Annotated in this window: 14 protein-coding genes; 12 read left to right on the top strand and 2 right to left on the bottom strand. The window is 61.2% G+C overall.

Annotation, left to right across the window (positions count from 1 at the left end; all coding sequences use genetic code 11):
- The gene (locus GNF76_RS17820) at positions 1 to 768 is read left to right on the top strand and encodes a TerB family tellurite resistance protein (protein ID WP_155584443.1); all 768 of its coding nucleotides are present in this window, start codon (positions 1 to 3) and stop codon (positions 766 to 768) included.
- Between the two features lie 10 nt (positions 769 to 778).
- Here GNF76_RS17820 and GNF76_RS17815 read toward each other — a convergent pair whose 3' ends face one another.
- Entirely contained in the window at positions 779 to 1,765 is a 987-nt protein-coding gene (locus tag GNF76_RS17815) for an alpha/beta hydrolase family protein (RefSeq protein ID WP_155584442.1), read from the bottom strand.
- Between the two features lie 77 nt (positions 1,766 to 1,842).
- Between GNF76_RS17815 and GNF76_RS17810 the strand changes: the two genes are divergently transcribed.
- The 10 genes from GNF76_RS17810 (at position 1,843) to trpE (ending at position 13,898) form a co-directional block, all read left to right on the top strand.
- On the top strand, positions 1,843 to 4,230 hold the full coding sequence (locus GNF76_RS17810) for a PAS domain-containing sensor histidine kinase (protein ID WP_155584441.1): 2,388 nt from the start codon (positions 1,843 to 1,845) through the stop codon (positions 4,228 to 4,230).
- Between the two features lie 24 nt (positions 4,231 to 4,254).
- Complete coding sequence (locus GNF76_RS17805; protein ID WP_178123396.1) at positions 4,255 to 4,884, top strand: response regulator; 630 nt, start codon at positions 4,255 to 4,257, stop codon at positions 4,882 to 4,884.
- Positions 4,885 to 5,039: 155 nt separating this feature from the next.
- On the top strand, positions 5,040 to 6,152 hold the full coding sequence (locus GNF76_RS17800; RefSeq protein WP_155584440.1) for an ABC transporter ATP-binding protein: 1,113 nt from the start codon (positions 5,040 to 5,042) through the stop codon (positions 6,150 to 6,152).
- A gap of 43 nt (positions 6,153 to 6,195) precedes the next feature.
- Positions 6,196 to 7,236 carry an ABC transporter substrate-binding protein gene (locus GNF76_RS17795; protein WP_155584439.1) on the top strand — a complete coding sequence of 347 codons (1,041 nt, stop codon included), beginning with the start codon at positions 6,196 to 6,198 and terminating at the stop codon, positions 7,234 to 7,236.
- A gap of 119 nt (positions 7,237 to 7,355) precedes the next feature.
- Positions 7,356 to 8,588: an ABC transporter permease gene (locus GNF76_RS17790; protein WP_155584438.1), complete on the top strand. Its 1,233-nt coding sequence runs from the start codon at positions 7,356 to 7,358 to the stop codon at positions 8,586 to 8,588.
- Positions 8,589 to 8,601: 13 nt separating this feature from the next.
- Positions 8,602 to 9,426 (top strand): ABC transporter permease, encoded by an 825-nt coding sequence (locus tag GNF76_RS17785; protein WP_155584437.1) that lies wholly within the window; start codon positions 8,602 to 8,604, stop codon positions 9,424 to 9,426.
- Positions 9,427 to 9,626: 200 nt separating this feature from the next.
- Entirely contained in the window at positions 9,627 to 10,775 is a 1,149-nt protein-coding gene (locus tag GNF76_RS17780; protein ID WP_155584436.1) for an iron-containing alcohol dehydrogenase, read from the top strand.
- Between the two features lie 83 nt (positions 10,776 to 10,858).
- Positions 10,859 to 11,533: a ribulose-phosphate 3-epimerase gene (gene rpe, locus GNF76_RS17775; RefSeq protein ID WP_155584435.1), complete on the top strand. Its 675-nt coding sequence runs from the start codon at positions 10,859 to 10,861 to the stop codon at positions 11,531 to 11,533.
- Entirely contained in the window at positions 11,530 to 12,348 is an 819-nt protein-coding gene (locus GNF76_RS17770) for a phosphoglycolate phosphatase (protein ID WP_155584434.1), read from the top strand. The genes rpe and GNF76_RS17770 overlap by 4 nt, the downstream gene beginning before the upstream one ends.
- A gap of 68 nt (positions 12,349 to 12,416) precedes the next feature.
- Entirely contained in the window at positions 12,417 to 13,898 is a 1,482-nt protein-coding gene (gene trpE / locus GNF76_RS17765; protein WP_155584433.1) for an anthranilate synthase component I, read from the top strand.
- 153 nt (positions 13,899 to 14,051) lie between these two features.
- On the opposite strand, the gene estP is transcribed toward trpE, so the two are convergent.
- A complete protein-coding gene (gene estP / locus GNF76_RS17760; protein ID WP_155584432.1) occupies positions 14,052 to 15,992 on the bottom strand; it encodes an esterase EstP in 1,941 nt (646 codons plus the stop codon).
- 424 nt (positions 15,993 to 16,416) lie between these two features.
- On the opposite strand from estP, the gene GNF76_RS17755 reads away from it, so the two are divergent.
- Positions 16,417 to 17,010, top strand: a complete 594-nt coding sequence (locus GNF76_RS17755) for an aminodeoxychorismate/anthranilate synthase component II (protein WP_155584431.1) — start codon at positions 16,417 to 16,419, stop codon at positions 17,008 to 17,010.
- Positions 17,011 to 17,012: the final 2 nt, after the last annotated feature.

The following is a 17,012-nucleotide window of genomic DNA, read 5'->3' as shown; positions in this document are numbered from 1 at the left end:
ATGTTGTGGCCAGGGACTCTGATTGGAGCCGGGGCGGGCTTTGCCATCGCCAGCATTCCGGGGGCCATGTTGGGCGCGCTGTTGGGGCAGGCGCTGGATCGGCGCCTGCAATTGCAGAGTTGGGCGCAGCTGCGCGAGCGCCTGGGTGGGCGTCCGGCGCTGCGTAATGACGAATTGTTGTTTGTCTTGCTCGGCCGTCTGGCCAAAAGCAACGGCCAGGTGGTGGATGGACATATCCAGCAGGCACGCCAGGAGATGCGTTCGCTGGACATGACCGGGCCGGCTCAGCGGCGGGCAATTGCGGCCTTCAACCGAGGAAAGTCAGGCTCGGACCGGGTGCGCAGTTATTTGCGCGTGCTCAAGGCGCAGCCTTATGCAGCGGAAGGTGTCTTGCGCGCCTGCTGGCGGATGGTCTGGGCCGACGGCAAGGCCAGCACGGCCGAGCGGGAGTTGATTGAACAATGGGGCAAATGGCTGGGGTGGACGACACAGCAGATCCAGGCGCTGGCGGCCGATTACGAGCCGGAGCGCAAACCCTTGGCCAATCGCGGCGGTGCCTATCAGGAGGCGTTGCGGATCCTGGGAGTAACAGGCACCAGCGAGCCGTCGGTGATCAAACGGGCCTACCGACGGCTGCTCAGCCGCCATCACCCGGACAAGATTGCCGGCAGTGGTGCCAGCCCCGCGCAAGTGCGCGAGGCCACCGAAATGACGCGAGAGCTGCATAACGCCTATGCATTGATTCGTGAGCGCCGGGACTTTCGCTGACGCTCAGCGATCAACTCCCGACGTTCTGCGGGCTCAACCAGCCGCGAACCCGTCGATACAACTGTTCTTGCCCGGCGGCACTGTTGCCGGGCAAGGCTTTCAATGAAATCTGTTTGTACTTGTCATTCTTCAGGCGTTTGGCTGCCTGGGCACGTTCCAGGGCAGTTTTGCGCGCCTGGGTGGTGTCCTGATAGAAAACGTCTGCCGTCGCCAGTTTCAACGCCGGCGCCAGTTGTTGCAGGCCCGGGTGACGACCCGCGGGAGTCTGCGCCGCGACCATGACGAGCTTTTGTACTTGAGCCGGTTGTTTTTCACTCAGGTATCTCGCCGCCCACCAAGCGCCGGTGCCGTGACCGAGCAGCACGACACTGCGGGCGTTTTGGGTCTGGGCGAATGCCAGGGCGGCATCGATGCGCGCAAAGATTCGTGTGGCGTCAGTCTTGTCTCGCTCATCGTCACCGGGTACCACCGACGGGTCGGTGCCCTCTGCTTCGGCACTGGCGGCTTGCTCTACGGGTTTGGCGACGGTGCTGGCCTCTTTACTGCTGGTGTCCACCGCGGCTTTCGGCGCTTCGATAACGCGGGGCGGCAAGGTGTCCAGGCTCAGGTCCGGCAGTGACACACTGAGCGTGCCCCAGTCGGCGTCCGGCAATTTCTGCCGCAAAGGTCCGATTGCTTGAGGCCAGTCAGCACTTTCCCCGGCGCCGGGGACAATAATCACCACACCTTCGGACTCGGCGCTGTTGGCCGGCTTCCACAGGGCGAGGAACGTGTCACTGCCCGCCTGCAATTGTTGCTGTTCCTGTTGTGGGATTTGTCGCTCCAGGGCACTGGCTTCTTCCTGGCTGCGCTCAAGCAAAGGTTGGCGCTCGGCGGGTTTTGTTTCGGCGGGTGGCTGGGCGGCAGGCGCGGTATCGGCGGCCTGCACGGAAAAGGCGCTGGTAAACAGCAGCGACAGGCACAATGCTGGCAGTGCCGAACGGTGGGGAAAGGGCATTGTAGATTTCCGGCCAGAAGTGATTCCGGCAGCCTAATGGGTTGGTCAGTATTTGTCAGTGACGTGAGACGTGGATCATGGGTTTTCGCTATCTGCTGGTTATCGGCTGTTTGTGTATTCCCTTGATGGCGGGCGCCGCGCCTGCGCCCGTTGTGCCTCAGGCGCAGCTCAATGGCGAGCAGCGTGAATGGCTGGCCGGGCACCCGGGTTTGCGGGTCGGCCTGGTGTTGCAGGCGCCTTATGCGCAATACGACCGGCGCTTGCAGCGCTTGTCCGGGTCTAACGTCGAGTTGATGCAATGGCTGGCCAAGGCGCTGAACATTGAGCTGACCTGGCGTAACTTTCCGAATCAGGATCAGTTGGACGCCGCCGTGCGTGACGGCGAGATCGACCTTGCGCCTGGCTTGGTGCAAACCCCGGCAGGATTGCGTCTGTGGTTGTACTCCGACCCTTATATGCGTGTGCCGCAGCACATCGTCGGCATTCCCGGTGGCGGCGGGACGGTAGACCTGGAGAAACTCGACGAGCAATCTCGAGTGGCCGTGCGCATGCCCGGTGCCGTGGCCGATTACCTGCGCAGCACCTACCCCAATCTCAACCTGCAAGGCGTGCCGCTGGAGCGTCAGGCCCTGCAATTGCTGGTGAGCCAACAGGCCCGTTATGCGGTGATTGATGAGGCACAGCTCGGTCGTTTGTCGGGCGAGCCAGAGTTCTCCGAGTTGGCGGTGGTCGGTGATGTCGGCCTGCCGCAGTTGCTGCGAGTGGCAACTCGGCGTGACTGGCCGCCATTGGCCGACATCGTGGAAAGTGCCTTGCGGGCGATTCCGGCCCGGGACCTGGACCAATTGCATGCGCGCTGGCTGCAACCCAAATACCCTGCGCGCTCGGCGTCGCCTGGTTTCTGGCAGAACCTGAGCCTGCTGTTGGGTTTGCTGCTGGTGGCCAGCCTTGCGGTGGTGTTTTGGCAACGACGCCAGCAGCGTGGATTAGAGCAGGGCTTGCTGGCGGCCCGCGAAGAAAGTGCCGCACGCGCCGCCGGTGCGCAAGCGTTGCGGCTAACGCAGTTCTCCATCGATCAAAGCACGGTCGGCATCCTCTGGGTCAATTGGGATAGCCACGTGCGTTACGCCAATCATGCGGCGGAAGCCATGCTCGGTTATGCCGCCGGAGCGCTGATCGAGCGCCCGCTGATCACCTTCGACCCCACCTTGACCATGGACCGCTGGCTGAACCTGTGGAAACGCGCCCGGGCCAGCGAGGACGGCCCACAGAGTTTTGCCACTCGCTGCGTGCGTGCGGACGGCAGCGTGTTGCCCGCAGACGTGTCCCTGAGTTTCCTGCGCTTTGCCGACGGCGAATACCTGGTGGTCTATCTCAATGACGTCACCGAACGACGTCGAGCCCTGGCCGCTTTGCAGGAAAGTGAAGCACGCTTGCAGGGGATTGCCGCCAACGTGCCGGGGTTGGTGTTCCGCCTGGAGCGCCTGCCGCTGAGTGACGAACTCGACTTTGCCTATATCAGCGAGGGCAGTCAGCGCCTGGTGGGGTATGCCCCGGCGGTGCTCAGCCACCGGGACGTGGGGATTCGCAGCCTGGTGCATCCGGACGACCGGGCCAGCTATCACCGCACCCAGGACCAGGCCATCGACACCGAAAGCAATTGGTCGTGGCAAGGCCGGATCCTTACGCGTCAGGGCGAGCAACGCTGGGCCGAAATCAAGGCGGTCACCCGGCGTCTGGAAGCGGGCGTGGTGGTGTGGGACGGGATTGTCTGGGACATCACCGAGAGCAAGCGCATCGAGCTGGAGCTGGATGCCTCCCGCGCACAATTGCGCGAGTTGTCGGCCCACCTGGAAACCGTGCGTGAGGAAGAGAAAGCGCGCATCGCCCGGGAAGTACACGACGAACTGGGGCAGATGCTCACGGTGCTCAAGTTGGAAACCTCCATGTGCGAGCTGGCCTACGCACAACTGGACCCAGGCTTGCATGAACGGTTGAACAGCATGAAGCGCCTGATCGCCCAACTGTTCCAACTGGTGCGCGACGTGGCCACTGCCTTGCGCCCGCCGATTCTCGATGCCGGGATCGCCTCGGCCATTGAGTGGCAGGCCCGGCGATTTGAGGCCCGTACGCAGATTCCCTGCCTGGTGCAGGTGCCGGACAACCTGCCGGCCCTCAGCGATGCCAAGGCTATCGGCCTGTTCCGGATCCTGCAGGAGGCGCTGACCAATGTGATGCGCCATGCCCGGGCGCATACTGTGGAATTGACCCTGGCGGTAGAGGGCCCACACCTGCGACTGACCATCAGTGATGACGGCACCGGATTTGTGCAGGCACAAGAGCGTCCCGTGTCGTTTGGCCTGGTGGGCATGCGCGAACGGGTGCTGATCATGGGTGGGCAGTTGAGCCTGGACAGCGAGTTGGGGGAGGGCACCACCCTGAGTGTGACGGTGCCGCTGGATTGATAACCACAAGAAGAGGAAACCCCCGTGATCCGCGTACTGGTAGCTGAAGACCACACCATCGTTCGTGAAGGCATCAAGCAATTGATCGGCTTGGCCAAGGACCTGTTGGTGGTCGGCGAGGCGAGCAATGGCGAGCAGTTGCTGGAAACCCTGCGCCAGGTGCCGTGCGAAGTGGTGCTGCTGGATATCTCCATGCCCGGCGTCAACGGCCTTGAGGCCATCCCGCGCATCCGCGCGCTGAACAACCCGCCGGCGATCCTGGTGTTGTCGATGCACGACGAAGCACAAATGGCTGCGCGTGCCTTGAAGGTTGGCGCAGCGGGTTATGCCACCAAGGACAGCGACCCGGCGCTGCTGTTGACGGCGATTCGCAAAGTGGCGGCGGGCGGGCGTTATATCGACCCGGACCTGGCAGACCGGATGGTCTTCGAAGTCGGCCTTACCGATGCCCGGCCGTTGCACTCACTGTTGTCTGAACGGGAGTTCTCAGTGTTCGAGCGCCTGGCCCAGGGCGCCAACGTCAACGACATCGCCCAGCAACTGGCCCTGAGCAACAAGACCATCAGCACCCACAAGGCGCGGTTAATGCAGAAGCTCAATATCACCTGCCTGGCCGATCTGGTGAAGTACGCGATTGAACATAAGCTTCTGTAGCCGCTGCCGAGGTACGCCCCGCCATCCGTGTAGGGCAATCCCTACCCTGAACCTTCCAATCTACTGATGCCAATCTCTCCCGGCCCCCGATTTTCGCGGGCTGTCGGCAGGGCTACGCTTGTGCCACGGCAGTCCAAAAACAAAAAGGTGCAGGTATGAGCGAGGTGGATTCAAATGATGTGCTGGTCAGCTTTCGTGGCGTGCAGAAGAGCTACGACGGCGAGAACCTGATCGTCAAGGACCTCAACCTGGAGATTCGCAAGGGCGAGTTTCTCACCCTGCTCGGGCCTTCCGGCTCGGGCAAGACCACCAGCCTGATGATGCTCGCCGGCTTCGAAACCCCGACGGCCGGCGAGATCCTGTTAGCCGGCCGCTCCATCAACAACGTGCCGCCCCACAAGCGTGATATCGGCATGGTGTTCCAGAACTACGCCTTGTTCCCTCACATGACTGTTTCGGAAAACCTGGCCTTTCCGCTGTCGGTACGCGGCTTGAGCAAGACCGACATCAGCGAGCGGGTCACGCGTGTGCTGAGCATGGTCCAGCTCGACGCGTTCGCCCAGCGCTACCCGGCGCAACTCTCCGGCGGTCAGCAACAGCGGGTAGCGCTGGCGCGGGCGCTGGTGTTCGAGCCGCAGTTGGTACTGATGGACGAGCCCCTCGGCGCCCTCGATAAACAACTGCGTGAACACATGCAGATGGAGATCAAGCACCTGCACCAGCGCCTCGGCGTGACCGTGGTCTACGTGACCCACGACCAGGGTGAAGCGCTGACCATGTCTGACCGGGTGGCGGTGTTTCATCAGGGCGAAATCCAGCAGATTGCGTCCCCACGCACCTTGTACGAAGAACCCAAAAACACCTTCGTCGCCAACTTCATCGGTGAGAACAACCGCCTTAACGGCCGCCTGCACAGCCACACCGGCGAGCGCTGCGTGGTGGAGTTGGCGCGGGGTGAGAAGGTTGAGGCACTGGCAGTGAACGTTGGCCAGGTGGGGGGGCCGGTGACCCTGTCGGTGCGCCCCGAGCGAGTCAGCCTCAACGGCTCCAGCGAAAGCTGTGTCAACCGCTTCTCCGGGCGGGTGGCGGAGTTTATCTACCTGGGCGACCACGTGCGTGTGCGCCTGGACGTTTGCGGCAAGTCCGATTTTTTCGTGAAACAACCGATCGCCGAGCTGGACCCGGCATTGACGGTCGGCGACGTAGTACCGATCGGCTGGCAAGTCGAGCACGTTCGCGCACTCGACCCACTTCTAGAGGCGAATTGATCGCCCCCTTGCTTCACCAACCCTGCACGTGGAGAGAACAATAATGTTGAGATCCCTTAAATATTCCGCCCTGGCTCTGGGCTTGATGGGCGCAACACAGGCCATGGCAGGTCCGGACCTGACGGTGGTGTCTTTTGGTGGCGCGAACAAGGCGGCGCAAGTGAAGGCCTTCTACGCCCCGTGGGAAAGTGCCGGTAACGGCAAGATCATCGCCGGTGAGTACAACGGTGAAATGGCCAAGGTCAAAGCCATGGTCGACACCAAAAGTGTGTCCTGGGACCTGGTGGAAGTGGAGTCGCCGGAGCTGTCCCGTGGCTGTGACGAGGACATGTTCGAGCCGTTGGACCCCACATTGTTTGGCAAGGCCGAAGACTACGTGAAAGGCGCGATTCAGCCGTGCGGGGTGGGCTTCTTTGTCTGGTCCACCGTACTGGCTTACAACGCCGACAAACTGAAAGCGCCACCAGGAGGCTGGGCAGATTTCTGGGACACGAAGAAATTCCCCGGCAAACGTGGCCTGCGCAAAGGCGCCAAATACACCCTGGAATTCGCCCTGATGGCCGATGGTGTGGCGCCCAAGGATGTCTACAAAGTGCTGGCCAGCAAGGAGGGCCAGGACCGTGCCTTCAAGAAACTCGATGAGCTCAAGCCCTACATTCAATGGTGGGAGGCGGGTGCCCAACCGCCGCAATACCTGGCCTCTGGCGATGTGGTCATGAGCTCGGCCTATAACGGCCGGATCGCCGCTGTGCAGAAAGAGAGCAACCTGAAAGTGGTGTGGAACGGCGGCATCTATGACTTTGACGCTTGGGCCATTCCAAAAGGCCTGGCCAAGGACCGTGCTGAAGCGGCGAAGAAATTCATCGCCTTCTCGGTCGCACCGCAGCAGCAGAAGGTCTATTCGGAAAACATCGCCTACGGCCCGGCCAATATCCAGGCAGTGCCGTTGCTGACCAAGGATGTGCTCAAGGACATGCCGACCACTCCGGAAAACATCGCCAACCAGGTGCAGATCGACGTCAGCTTCTGGGCGGATAACGGTGAGCAATTGGAGCAACGCTTTAACTCCTGGGCTGCCAAGTAACCCGCTACACCGCTAAACCCTAGTGGAAGCAGGCTTGTGTGGGAGCAGGCAAGCCAGCTCCCACATGAGATTTGCTGTGTTTGGCCGATTGCATTCATTTTCAAGTTCCGGAGTTCGCCATGGCCATCGCCATTCCCAGCCCCACCCTGAAACAGCGCCTGGCCCGTGCCGAGCGGCTCAACCGCTGGAAGGCCCAGGCTTTGATTGCGCCGCTGGTGCTGTTTTTGCTGCTGGTGTTCCTAGTGCCGATTGTCGCGCTGCTCTACAAAAGCGTCGAAAACCCGGAAGTGCTGGATGGCCTGCCGCGCACGGTGGTTGCAGTCACCGCCTGGGACGGGCGTGGCTTACCCGGTGAGCCGGTTTATCAGGCCCTTAGTGAAGACTTGGGCGAAGCCCGGAAAAACCAGACCCTGGGGGACCTGTCCAAACGCTTGAACATGGAGTTGGCGGGCTATCGCAGTCTGCTGACCAAAACCGCGCGGGCGCTGCCGTTCAGCGAAACGCCCGGCTCCTATAAAGAAGCGCTGGAAAACCTCGACGAACGTTGGGGAGACCCGGCGTATTGGCAAGTGATCCGGCGCAATACCAGCAGTCTGACGCCCTATTACCTGCTGGCGGCCGTCGATCACCGCATCGACGACCTCGGCGAACTGGCAGCCGCCACCCCGGATCAGGCGATCTACCTGGATATCTTCGCCCGCACCTTCTGGATGGGCTTGGTCATCACCGTGTGTTGCCTGTTGCTGGCTTATCCGCTGGCCTACTTGCTGGCGAACTTGCCGGCCCGGCAAAGCAACCTGCTGATGATTTTGGTGTTGCTGCCGTTCTGGACCTCGGTGCTGGTGCGCGTGGCGGCGTGGATCGTGTTGTTGCAGTCCGGTGGGTTGATCAACAGTGCGCTGATGGGCATGGGCTTGATCGATAAGCCCGTGGAGTTGGTATTCAACCGGCTCGGGGTCTACATCTCCATGGTGCATATCCTGCTGCCCTTCATGATCCTGCCGATCTACAGCGTCATGAAGGGCATCTCGCCCACCTATATGCGCGCTGCGATTTCCCTGGGGTGTCATCCGTTCGCGAGTTTCTGGCGGGTGTACTTCCCGCAAACCTACGCGGGCGTGGGCGCCGGCTGCCTGCTGGTGTTCATCCTGGCGATTGGTTACTACATCACCCCGGCGCTGCTGGGCAGCCCGAACGACCAGATGGTCAGCTACTTCGTCGCCTTCTATACCAACACCAGCATCAACTGGGGCATGGCTACCGCCCTGGGCGGCTTGTTGCTGCTGGCGACCGTGGTGCTGTACCTGATCTACAACTGGCTGGTGGGCGCCAGTCGCCTGCGCCTGAGCTGAGGAGCACCTTGCGATGCTGAGTCCTTACATGTCTCCCGTTGAGCGGGTGTGGTTCTACAGCCTGCGGATTTTCTGCGGCCTGATCCTGTTGTTCCTGATTCTGCCGGTGCTGGTCATCATCCCACTGTCGTTCAATTCCGGCAGTTTCCTGGTGTATCCGCTGCAAGGCTTCTCGCTGCACTGGTATCAGGACTTCTTCGCCTCGGCGGAATGGATGCGTGCGCTGAAGAACAGCATCATCGTCGCCCCGGCGGCGACCGTGCTGGCCATGGTCTTCGGCACGCTGGCGGCGATTGGGCTGACCCGTGGGCACTTTCCCGGCAAGGCGCTGGTGATGGCGTTGGTGATTTCGCCGATGGTGGTGCCGGTGGTGATTATCGGCGTGGCCAGTTACCTGTTTTTCGCGCCGCTGGGCCTGGGTAACAGTTTCTTCTCGTTGATTGTGGTGCATGCGGTGTTGGGCGTGCCGTTTGTGATCATCACCGTGTCGGCTACGTTGCAGGGTTTTAACCACAATCTGGTGCGGGCGGCGGCGAGCCTTGGGGCGTCACCCTTGACCGCATTTCGGCGGGTGACTTTGCCATTGATCGCGCCGGGCGTGATCAGCGGGGCGCTGTTTGCTTTCGCCACCTCGTTCGATGAGGTGGTGGTGACGTTGTTCCTTGCAGGGCCAGAGCAGGCGACCTTGCCCCGGCAGATGTTCAGCGGTATCCGCGAAAACCTCAGCCCGACGATTGCGGCGGCCGCGACCTTGTTGATCGCGTTCTCGGTGGTGCTGTTGCTGACCCTGGAGTGGCTGCGCGGGCGTAGCGAAAAACTGCGTACAGCTCAGGTTTGATGGTTGGAACCAGATTAAATGTGGGAGCTGGCTTGCCCGCGATGGCATCACCTCGGTGCATCAGGTACATCGAGGTGATGCCATCGCGGGCAAGCCCGACTCCCACATTGACCGTGCTATTCAGCCCATGAATGGGAGACAACCTTTAAACCCCAGCTATTCTTTTGCCAGCCCCCACACATTTATAAGAGGCCGCGCACATGAGTACTTCCTCATTCAAGATCGCCCACAAATTGCTCACCGGCCCCGGCGCCATCGAACAACTGGCCGCCGAGCTGACGCGACTGGATGTCGACAACCCGTTGATCGTCACCGACGCCGCGTTGATCAAGTCCGGCACTGTGGCGCTGGCCCTTGAGCACTTGGGCGAGCGTCCCTACGAAATCTTCGACCGCGTATTGCCCGACCCGGAAATTTCCATTGTTGAAGACTGTATGCGGGTCTACCGCGAGGGCGGGCATGACGGGCTGATCGGAGTGGGCGGCGGCAGTGCCATCGACATCGCCAAAAGCGTCGCCGCCTACGCCGGTTACCACGGCGCCCTGGCGGATCTGTTCGGTGTCGACCAGGTGCCCCGCAAAGGTCCGCCGCTGATCGCCATCCCCACCACCGCCGGCACCGGTTCGGAGGTGACCAATGTGGCGATCCTTTCGGACAAGGCCGCGCAACTGAAGAAAGGCATCGTCAGCGATTACTTGCTGCCGGACGTGGCGCTGATCAGCCCGCAGATGACCCTGACCTGCCCCCGCAGTGTCACCGCCGCCAGTGGCGTCGATGCGCTGGTGCATGCCATCGAGTCCTACCTGTCCCTCAATGCTTCGCCGATCACTGACGCACTGGCCATTGGCGCCATCAAGTTGATTGCCAAGGCGTTGCCCAAGGCCTACACCAACCCGGCCAACCTGCAAGCCCGTGACGACATGGCCACCGCCAGCCTGATGGCCGGGATGGCGTTCGGTAATGCGGGGGTGGGCGCGGTGCATGCCTTGGCGTATCCGTTGGGTGGGCGCTTCGGCATTGCCCACGGGGTCAGCAATGCCTTGCTGCTGCCCTATGTGATGCACTGGAACAAGCTGGCCTGTGTCGAGCGCATGCAGGACATTGCCCAGGCCATGGGCGTTAATGTCACGGGCCTGAGTGTGAATGACGCTGCCGACCAGGCGGTCGATGCGATGACGCGACTGTGTGCCGCAGTGGAGATCCCGCCAGGCCTGCGCAGCTTCGGTGTTCCCGAAGACGCCATCCCGGCCATGGCAGTAGAGGCGGCGGGCATTGAGCGGTTGATGCGCAACAACCCGCGCAAGCTCAGCGCCGCGGATATCGAGAAAATCTACCGCGCGGCGTACTAACCATTGAGCGAGGTCACGGTGCGCGCGGCAAAGCATGAGGTATACAATGCGCGCCATCGTGATTTAGCTCAAAAAGGTGCGTCATGCAGCCCTTCGTTATTGCTCCATCGATCCTCTCCGCCGACTTCGCCCGCCTGGGCGAGGAAGTCGACAACGTGCTGGCCGCTGGTGCCGACTTTGTTCACTTCGATGTCATGGACAATCACTATGTGCCGAACCTGACCATTGGTCCGATGGTTTGCGCCGCCCTGCGCAAGTACGGCGTGACCGCGCCTATCGACGCACACCTGATGGTCAGCCCGGTGGACCGTATCGTCGGTGACTTCATTGAGGCCGGTGCGACCTACATCACCTTCCACCCGGAAGCCACGCTGCACGTCGATCGTTCCCTGCAACTGATCCGCGAAGGTGGCTGCAAGGCCGGCCTGGTGTTCAACCCGGCGACGCCGCTGGACGTGCTCAAGTATGTGATGGACAAGGTCGACATGGTCTTGCTGATGAGCGTCAACCCGGGCTTTGGCGGGCAGAAGTTCATCCCGGGCACCCTCGACAAGCTGCGTGAAGCGCGGGCGCTGATCGATGCGTCCGGTCGTGATATTCGCCTGGAGATCGATGGTGGGGTCAACGTCAACAACATCCGCGAAATCGCCGCCGCCGGTGCTGACACCTTTGTTGCAGGTTCGGCGATCTTCAACGCACCGGACTATCAGGAAGTGATCGCCAAAATGCGTGCAGAACTGGCGTTGGCGCGTCCATGAGTGGCTTTGAGCAGTTGTTCCCCGGCAAATTGCCACGGCTGGTGATGTTCGATCTGGACGGTACTTTGATCGATTCGGTCCCGGACCTGGCTGTCGCGGTGGATGCGATGCTGCTCAAGCTCGGGCGTAAGCGGGCGGGTGTCGAGGCGGTGCGCGAATGGGTGGGTAACGGTGTGCACATGCTGGTGCGCCGGGCGCTGGCCAACAACATTAATGCCGAGGGCGTCGATGATGTCGAGGCTGAGCATGCGCTGGAGCTGTTCAACGCAGCCTACGAGAACGGCCACGAACTGACCGTGGTCTATCCCGGCGTGCGTGACACCCTGAAGTGGCTGCACAAGCAGGGCGTGGAAATGGCCCTCATCACCAACAAGCCGGAACGTTTCGTCGCGCCGCTGTTGGACCAGATGAAGATCGGCCGTTATTTTCGCTGGATCATCGGTGGCGATACCCTTCCACAGAAGAAACCCGATCCGGCCGCGCTGTTTTTCGTGATGAAAATGGCCAATATCCCGGCGTCCCAGTCGCTGTTTGTCGGCGATTCGCGCAGTGATGTGCTGGCGGCGAAAGCGGCGGGGGTCAAGTGCGTGGCCTTGAGCTACGGCTACAACCACGGTCGACCGATTGCCGAGGAATCCCCGGCACTGGTGATTGATGACCTGCGTCTGCTAATCCCCGGTTGCTTGGGAGCGGGCGCTGAGATAACGTTGCCCGACGCTGTTCCATCCCCTTCTGGAAATCCCATCGTGGTGGTCACTCGCAAACTCTGGATGAAAGTCATCAAGGCCCTGGCCCGCTGGCGTTGGCGCGCCTGACTGATCCTGGCCGCGCTGCGGCACGTTTGCACACCTGACCGTTAGACCCTCAAGCCACGAGGCACCTCATGATCCGCGAAGAATTCCTGCGTTTGGCCGCTGCCGGCTACAACCGTATCCCCATGGCCCGCGAAACCCTGGCCGACTTCGACACACCACTGTCGATCTACCTGAAACTGGCCGACGAGCCCAACTCCTATCTGCTGGAGTCGGTGCAGGGCGGTGAAAAATGGGGCCGTTATTCGATCATCGGCCTGCCGTGCCGCACGGTCATGCGGGTGCATGACCATCATGTCAGCATCACTTATGACGGCGTAGAGATCGAAAGCCACGATGTCGAAGACCCGTTGGCCTTCGTGGAGACATTCAAGGCGCGCTACAACGTACCGACCATCGCCGGTCTGCCGCGTTTCAACGGTGGCCTGGTGGGCTACTTCGGCTACGACTGCGTACGTTATGTGGAGAAACGCCTGGGTAAATCCCCGAACCCGGATCCGCTGGGTGTGCCGGACATTCTGTTGATGGTTTCCGACGCGGTGGTGGTGTTCGACAACCTCGCCGGCAAGATGCACGCGATTGTCCTGGCCGACCCGTCCCAGGAAGACGCGTTCGAGCAAGGCCAGGCCAATTTGGAAGCATTGCTGGAAAAACTGCGTCAGCCGATCACTCCGCGTCGTGGCCTGGACCTCAGCCGCCCGCCGGCCGCCGACCCGGTGTTTCGCTCCAGCTTTACCCAGGATGACTACGAGCGCGCCGTCGACACCATCAAGGAATACATCCTCGCCGGTGACTGCATGCAGGTGGTGCCGTCGCAACGCATGTCCATCGACTTCAAGGCTGCACCCATCGACTTGTACCGTGCGCTGCGTTGCTTCAACCCGACGCCGTACATGTACTTCTTCAACTTTGGCGATTTCCACGTAGTAGGCAGTTCGCCGGAAGTGCTGGTGCGGGTCGAAGACAACCTGATCACCGTACGCCCGATTGCCGGCACCCGTCCGCGTGGTGCGACCGAAGAGGCGGACCTGGCGCTGGAACTGGACCTGCTGTCTGACGACAAGGAAATCGCCGAGCACTTGATGCTGATCGACCTGGGACGTAATGACACCGGGCGTGTATCGGAAATCGGCTCTGTGAAGCTCACCGAGAAGATGGTCATCGAGCGTTATTCCAACGTGATGCACATCGTCTCCAACGTCACTGGCGAGTTGAAGGCTGGGCTGACGGCCATGGATGCACTGCGGGCGATTTTGCCGGCGGGCACCTTGTCGGGCGCGCCGAAGATTCGCGCGATGGAAATCATCGACGAGCTGGAGCCGGTCAAGCGTGGTGTGTATGGCGGCGCGGTGGGCTATTTTGCCTGGAACGGCAATATGGACACGGCCATTGCGATCCGCACCGCAGTGATCAAGGACGGCGAGTTGCATGTGCAGGCGGGTGGCGGGATTGTGGCTGACTCGGTGCCGGCTCTGGAATGGGAAGAAACCCTGAACAAGCGTCGGGCGATGTTCCGTGCGGTGGCGTTGGCTGAGCAGACGCCGCAGGACTGAAAGTAAATGTAGGTCAACATGTGGGAGCTGGGCTTTTTTGTGGGAGCCGGGCTTGCCCGCGATACAGGCACCTCGGTGTTTCAGAAACACCGGGGCGATGCAATCGCAGGCAAGCCAGCTCCCACATTTGATTTGTGTCGCTTCGGCGCCAGTTTAGAAATCCAGGCTCAACCCCACACTGACCCCTTGCTGGGTCACGCTGTCATCCTTCCTCACGTTGTAAGCAGCATTCAATGCCAACTCCTTCGTCAACTTGTGGCTGACTCCCAGGTTCAGGCGATCCGAATTGCTGCGCGGTGTGTACCCATCCAGTTTGAAGTCGATTCCCGGCACGCTGTTGAGAGCAATCTTTACCCGCTGGGTGTCGTTTTCGAACTCATGCTCATGGGCGACTTCGCCAAACAGCAGGGTTTGCGGCGTGATGCGGTAGTTGGCTTGCAGGCCCAGGCCCAGGCGCTTGGAGTCACGCTGTTGATCATCAAAGGTCAGCGCGGTGGAGCGGGCGTCTTTCTCCGAGTAACCCTCCACTTCGATCCGCGAGTAGTCGGCGCTGATGAAGGGCGACAGGTGCCATTCGCTGCCCGGCTGTGCGATGTCGTAACCCACGCGCGCGCTCAAGGCCCACAACCAACCGTCGGTGTCGCCTTTCTCCGAACCTTGGCTGACGCCCAGGGCGAACTTGCGCTTGAGGCTGTCGAAGTCCAGCTTGCCACCGGTCAGCGCTGCGTCAGCCCACCAGTGATCTTCTTGATACTGAGCGAAGGCGGTGCCCATGTAGCTATTGAGCTTGTAGTCCGAATCGCTGGCGCCAGCCTCAAGGGTCTGACGATACAAGCCCGCAGCTACACCGACACGCCAGTCTTCGTTAAGGCGGTAACTGCCACCGATGTTCAGGTTGTAGCCGCTGCCGTCACCGCTGGCGGAGCTGTTTTGAGTGTCGAAGTCCAGATGCTGGCCACCGGCTGCAACGATCGCCCGCCATTGGCCCACGGCTTGCCAGTTGCCTGAATCGGCTTGCCATTGGTTGCGCAGTTCATCCTGATGCGCACGCAGCGTGCCTTGGGCCATTTCGGGCAGCAAGGTGACTTCCCAAGGTGCGGCCAGCAGCGAATAGGCGTAGTCGGCGATCAGCCGTTGCCCGGCTTCAGTGGGGTGGACCGAGTCGTTGTAGATCAGCTTGGTCGGGTCCGGGTGGGTACCACCGATGCCGTAGGTGGGGTTGGCGGTGCAGCCATTGCCGCTGAAGCAGGTGCCTGTGAGGTTCTGCCCGGTGGCCAGGCCAAAGCGGCCAGGGTCGGCGAAGGTTTCCTTGAGCAACAGTGGGATGTTCAGCGGGATAATTTGAGCATCGATTTGCGATAAGCGTTGTACCAGCGCCTGGTTGAAGATGTTGCTCAGGGCGCTGCTGCCTGCCTGGCTCGGGGTGCCATTGATGGCGGGCGTCAGCCCCAGGTCGGGCAGCATCCAGACCATGATGTAGCGCGCGCCGGCTTGTTGCAGGACCTGGGCACTGTCGGCCAGGCGTCCGCCAGCGGCCACTGCTTGACCGGGGCTTTGTACAAAACCCTGGAGGAAGTCATTGCCGCCGCCGGAAAGGAAGTACAGCGCGTTGGGATCGGCCCGTCCGCCGTTGGCGGGCAGATAACCCTGGCGACTGCGCAGCACAGTGCCGCCACCGGGGTTGCCCGGAGGGATAGCCGCGTTGGACACCGAGGTGATGGAGTCGAGGATGTTATCGGTACGATAGCCGCCTACCGCCCAGTTGTTGCCATCCGGCAAGCCTTGTGCGGCACGAACCGGAGACGTGGAGGCGTTCAAGTCGTTTGGGGCTACCCCCAGCTTGGCCCCCAGTAGCGTCGATGAAACCAGAGAGAAATTTTCTGTTCCGTTGCTCAAGTAGGTCGGGCCGGTGCGGTTGGTAAAGCGCAACGTGGCGCCGGCGGGCCCGCCAGCATCGGGGAACTGGCCGGCGTCGGCCAGGCTGTCACCGAACACCACCATGGTTGAATAAGGCGACGGCGCCGCAAAGGCCTGGGCGCAGGCCAGTGACAAGAGACAGCCGGCAAGCGGCGCAAAGAACGGTGGTCTGAGCATACAATCGTCCATGTGATTATTGTTTTGTATTAGCGGGAAAACATTAGCAAAATATTTTCGGCTTATTCAGGGTTTAGCGTTTTTGACGCTAAATAACCCGCGACGTGTTTTCCCCGTATTTGCTGCTCCATATTGCACCGCTGGCGAGGCTACGTTACTGTGCCTGAACGTATGAATGAGACCCTCCCTGTGTTGATCATCAGCAAACTCTTGATGCGAGTAGTCAAGGCACACGCCCGTTGGCGTTGGCGCGCCTAACTTTTCTCTGCCGGCCCGGCCGGACCTGTACCGATTTGCCTTCTTCACCTGTTGTTTGACGCCCCTTGCCGGCTCACCCTGGCAACCGGAACGTGCGTCTGGCAGCGGGTCACCCTTTTGGAAGGCCGTCATTAGAAGTCAGTGAATTCAAGAGGTTTTAACCCGCATGTTACTGATGATTGATAACTACGATTCCTTTACCTACAACGTTGTGCAGTACCTGGGCGAGCTCGGTGCCGAGGTCAAGGTGGTGCGCAACGACGAAATGACCGTGGCGCAAATCGCCGCGCTGAACCCGGAGCGCATCGTCGTTTCCCCGGGCCCCTGCACCCCGACCGAAGCGGGCGTGTCGCTGGAAGCCATCCAGTATTTTGCCGGCAAGCTACCGATTCTTGGCGTGTGCCTGGGCCACCAGTCCATCGGGCAGGCGTTTGGTGGAGACGTGGTTCGCGCCCGCCAGGTGATGCACGGCAAGACCAGCCCGGTATTCCACAATGATCAGGGCGTGTTCCGCGGCTTGAACCTGCCGGTGACGGTCACCCGTTACCACTCGCTGGTGGTCAAGCGCGAAACCTTGCCCGAGTGCCTGGAACTGACGGCCTGGACCCAGCTGGAAGACGGCTCCGTCGACGAGATCATGGGCCTGCGCCACAAGACACTGAACATCGAAGGGGTGCAATTTCACCCGGAATCGATTCTGACCGAGCAGGGCTTTGAGCTGTTCGCCAACTTTCTCAAGCAGAGCGGCGGCACGCGCTAAGG

Origin of the sequence: Pseudomonas spelaei, from assembly GCF_009724245.1 — a bacterium.
GTDB lineage: Bacteria > Pseudomonadota > Gammaproteobacteria > Pseudomonadales > Pseudomonadaceae > Aquipseudomonas > Aquipseudomonas spelaei.
The sequence above is the reverse complement of the archived record's forward strand: the minus strand, read 5'-3'. Positions and strand labels throughout refer to the sequence as shown.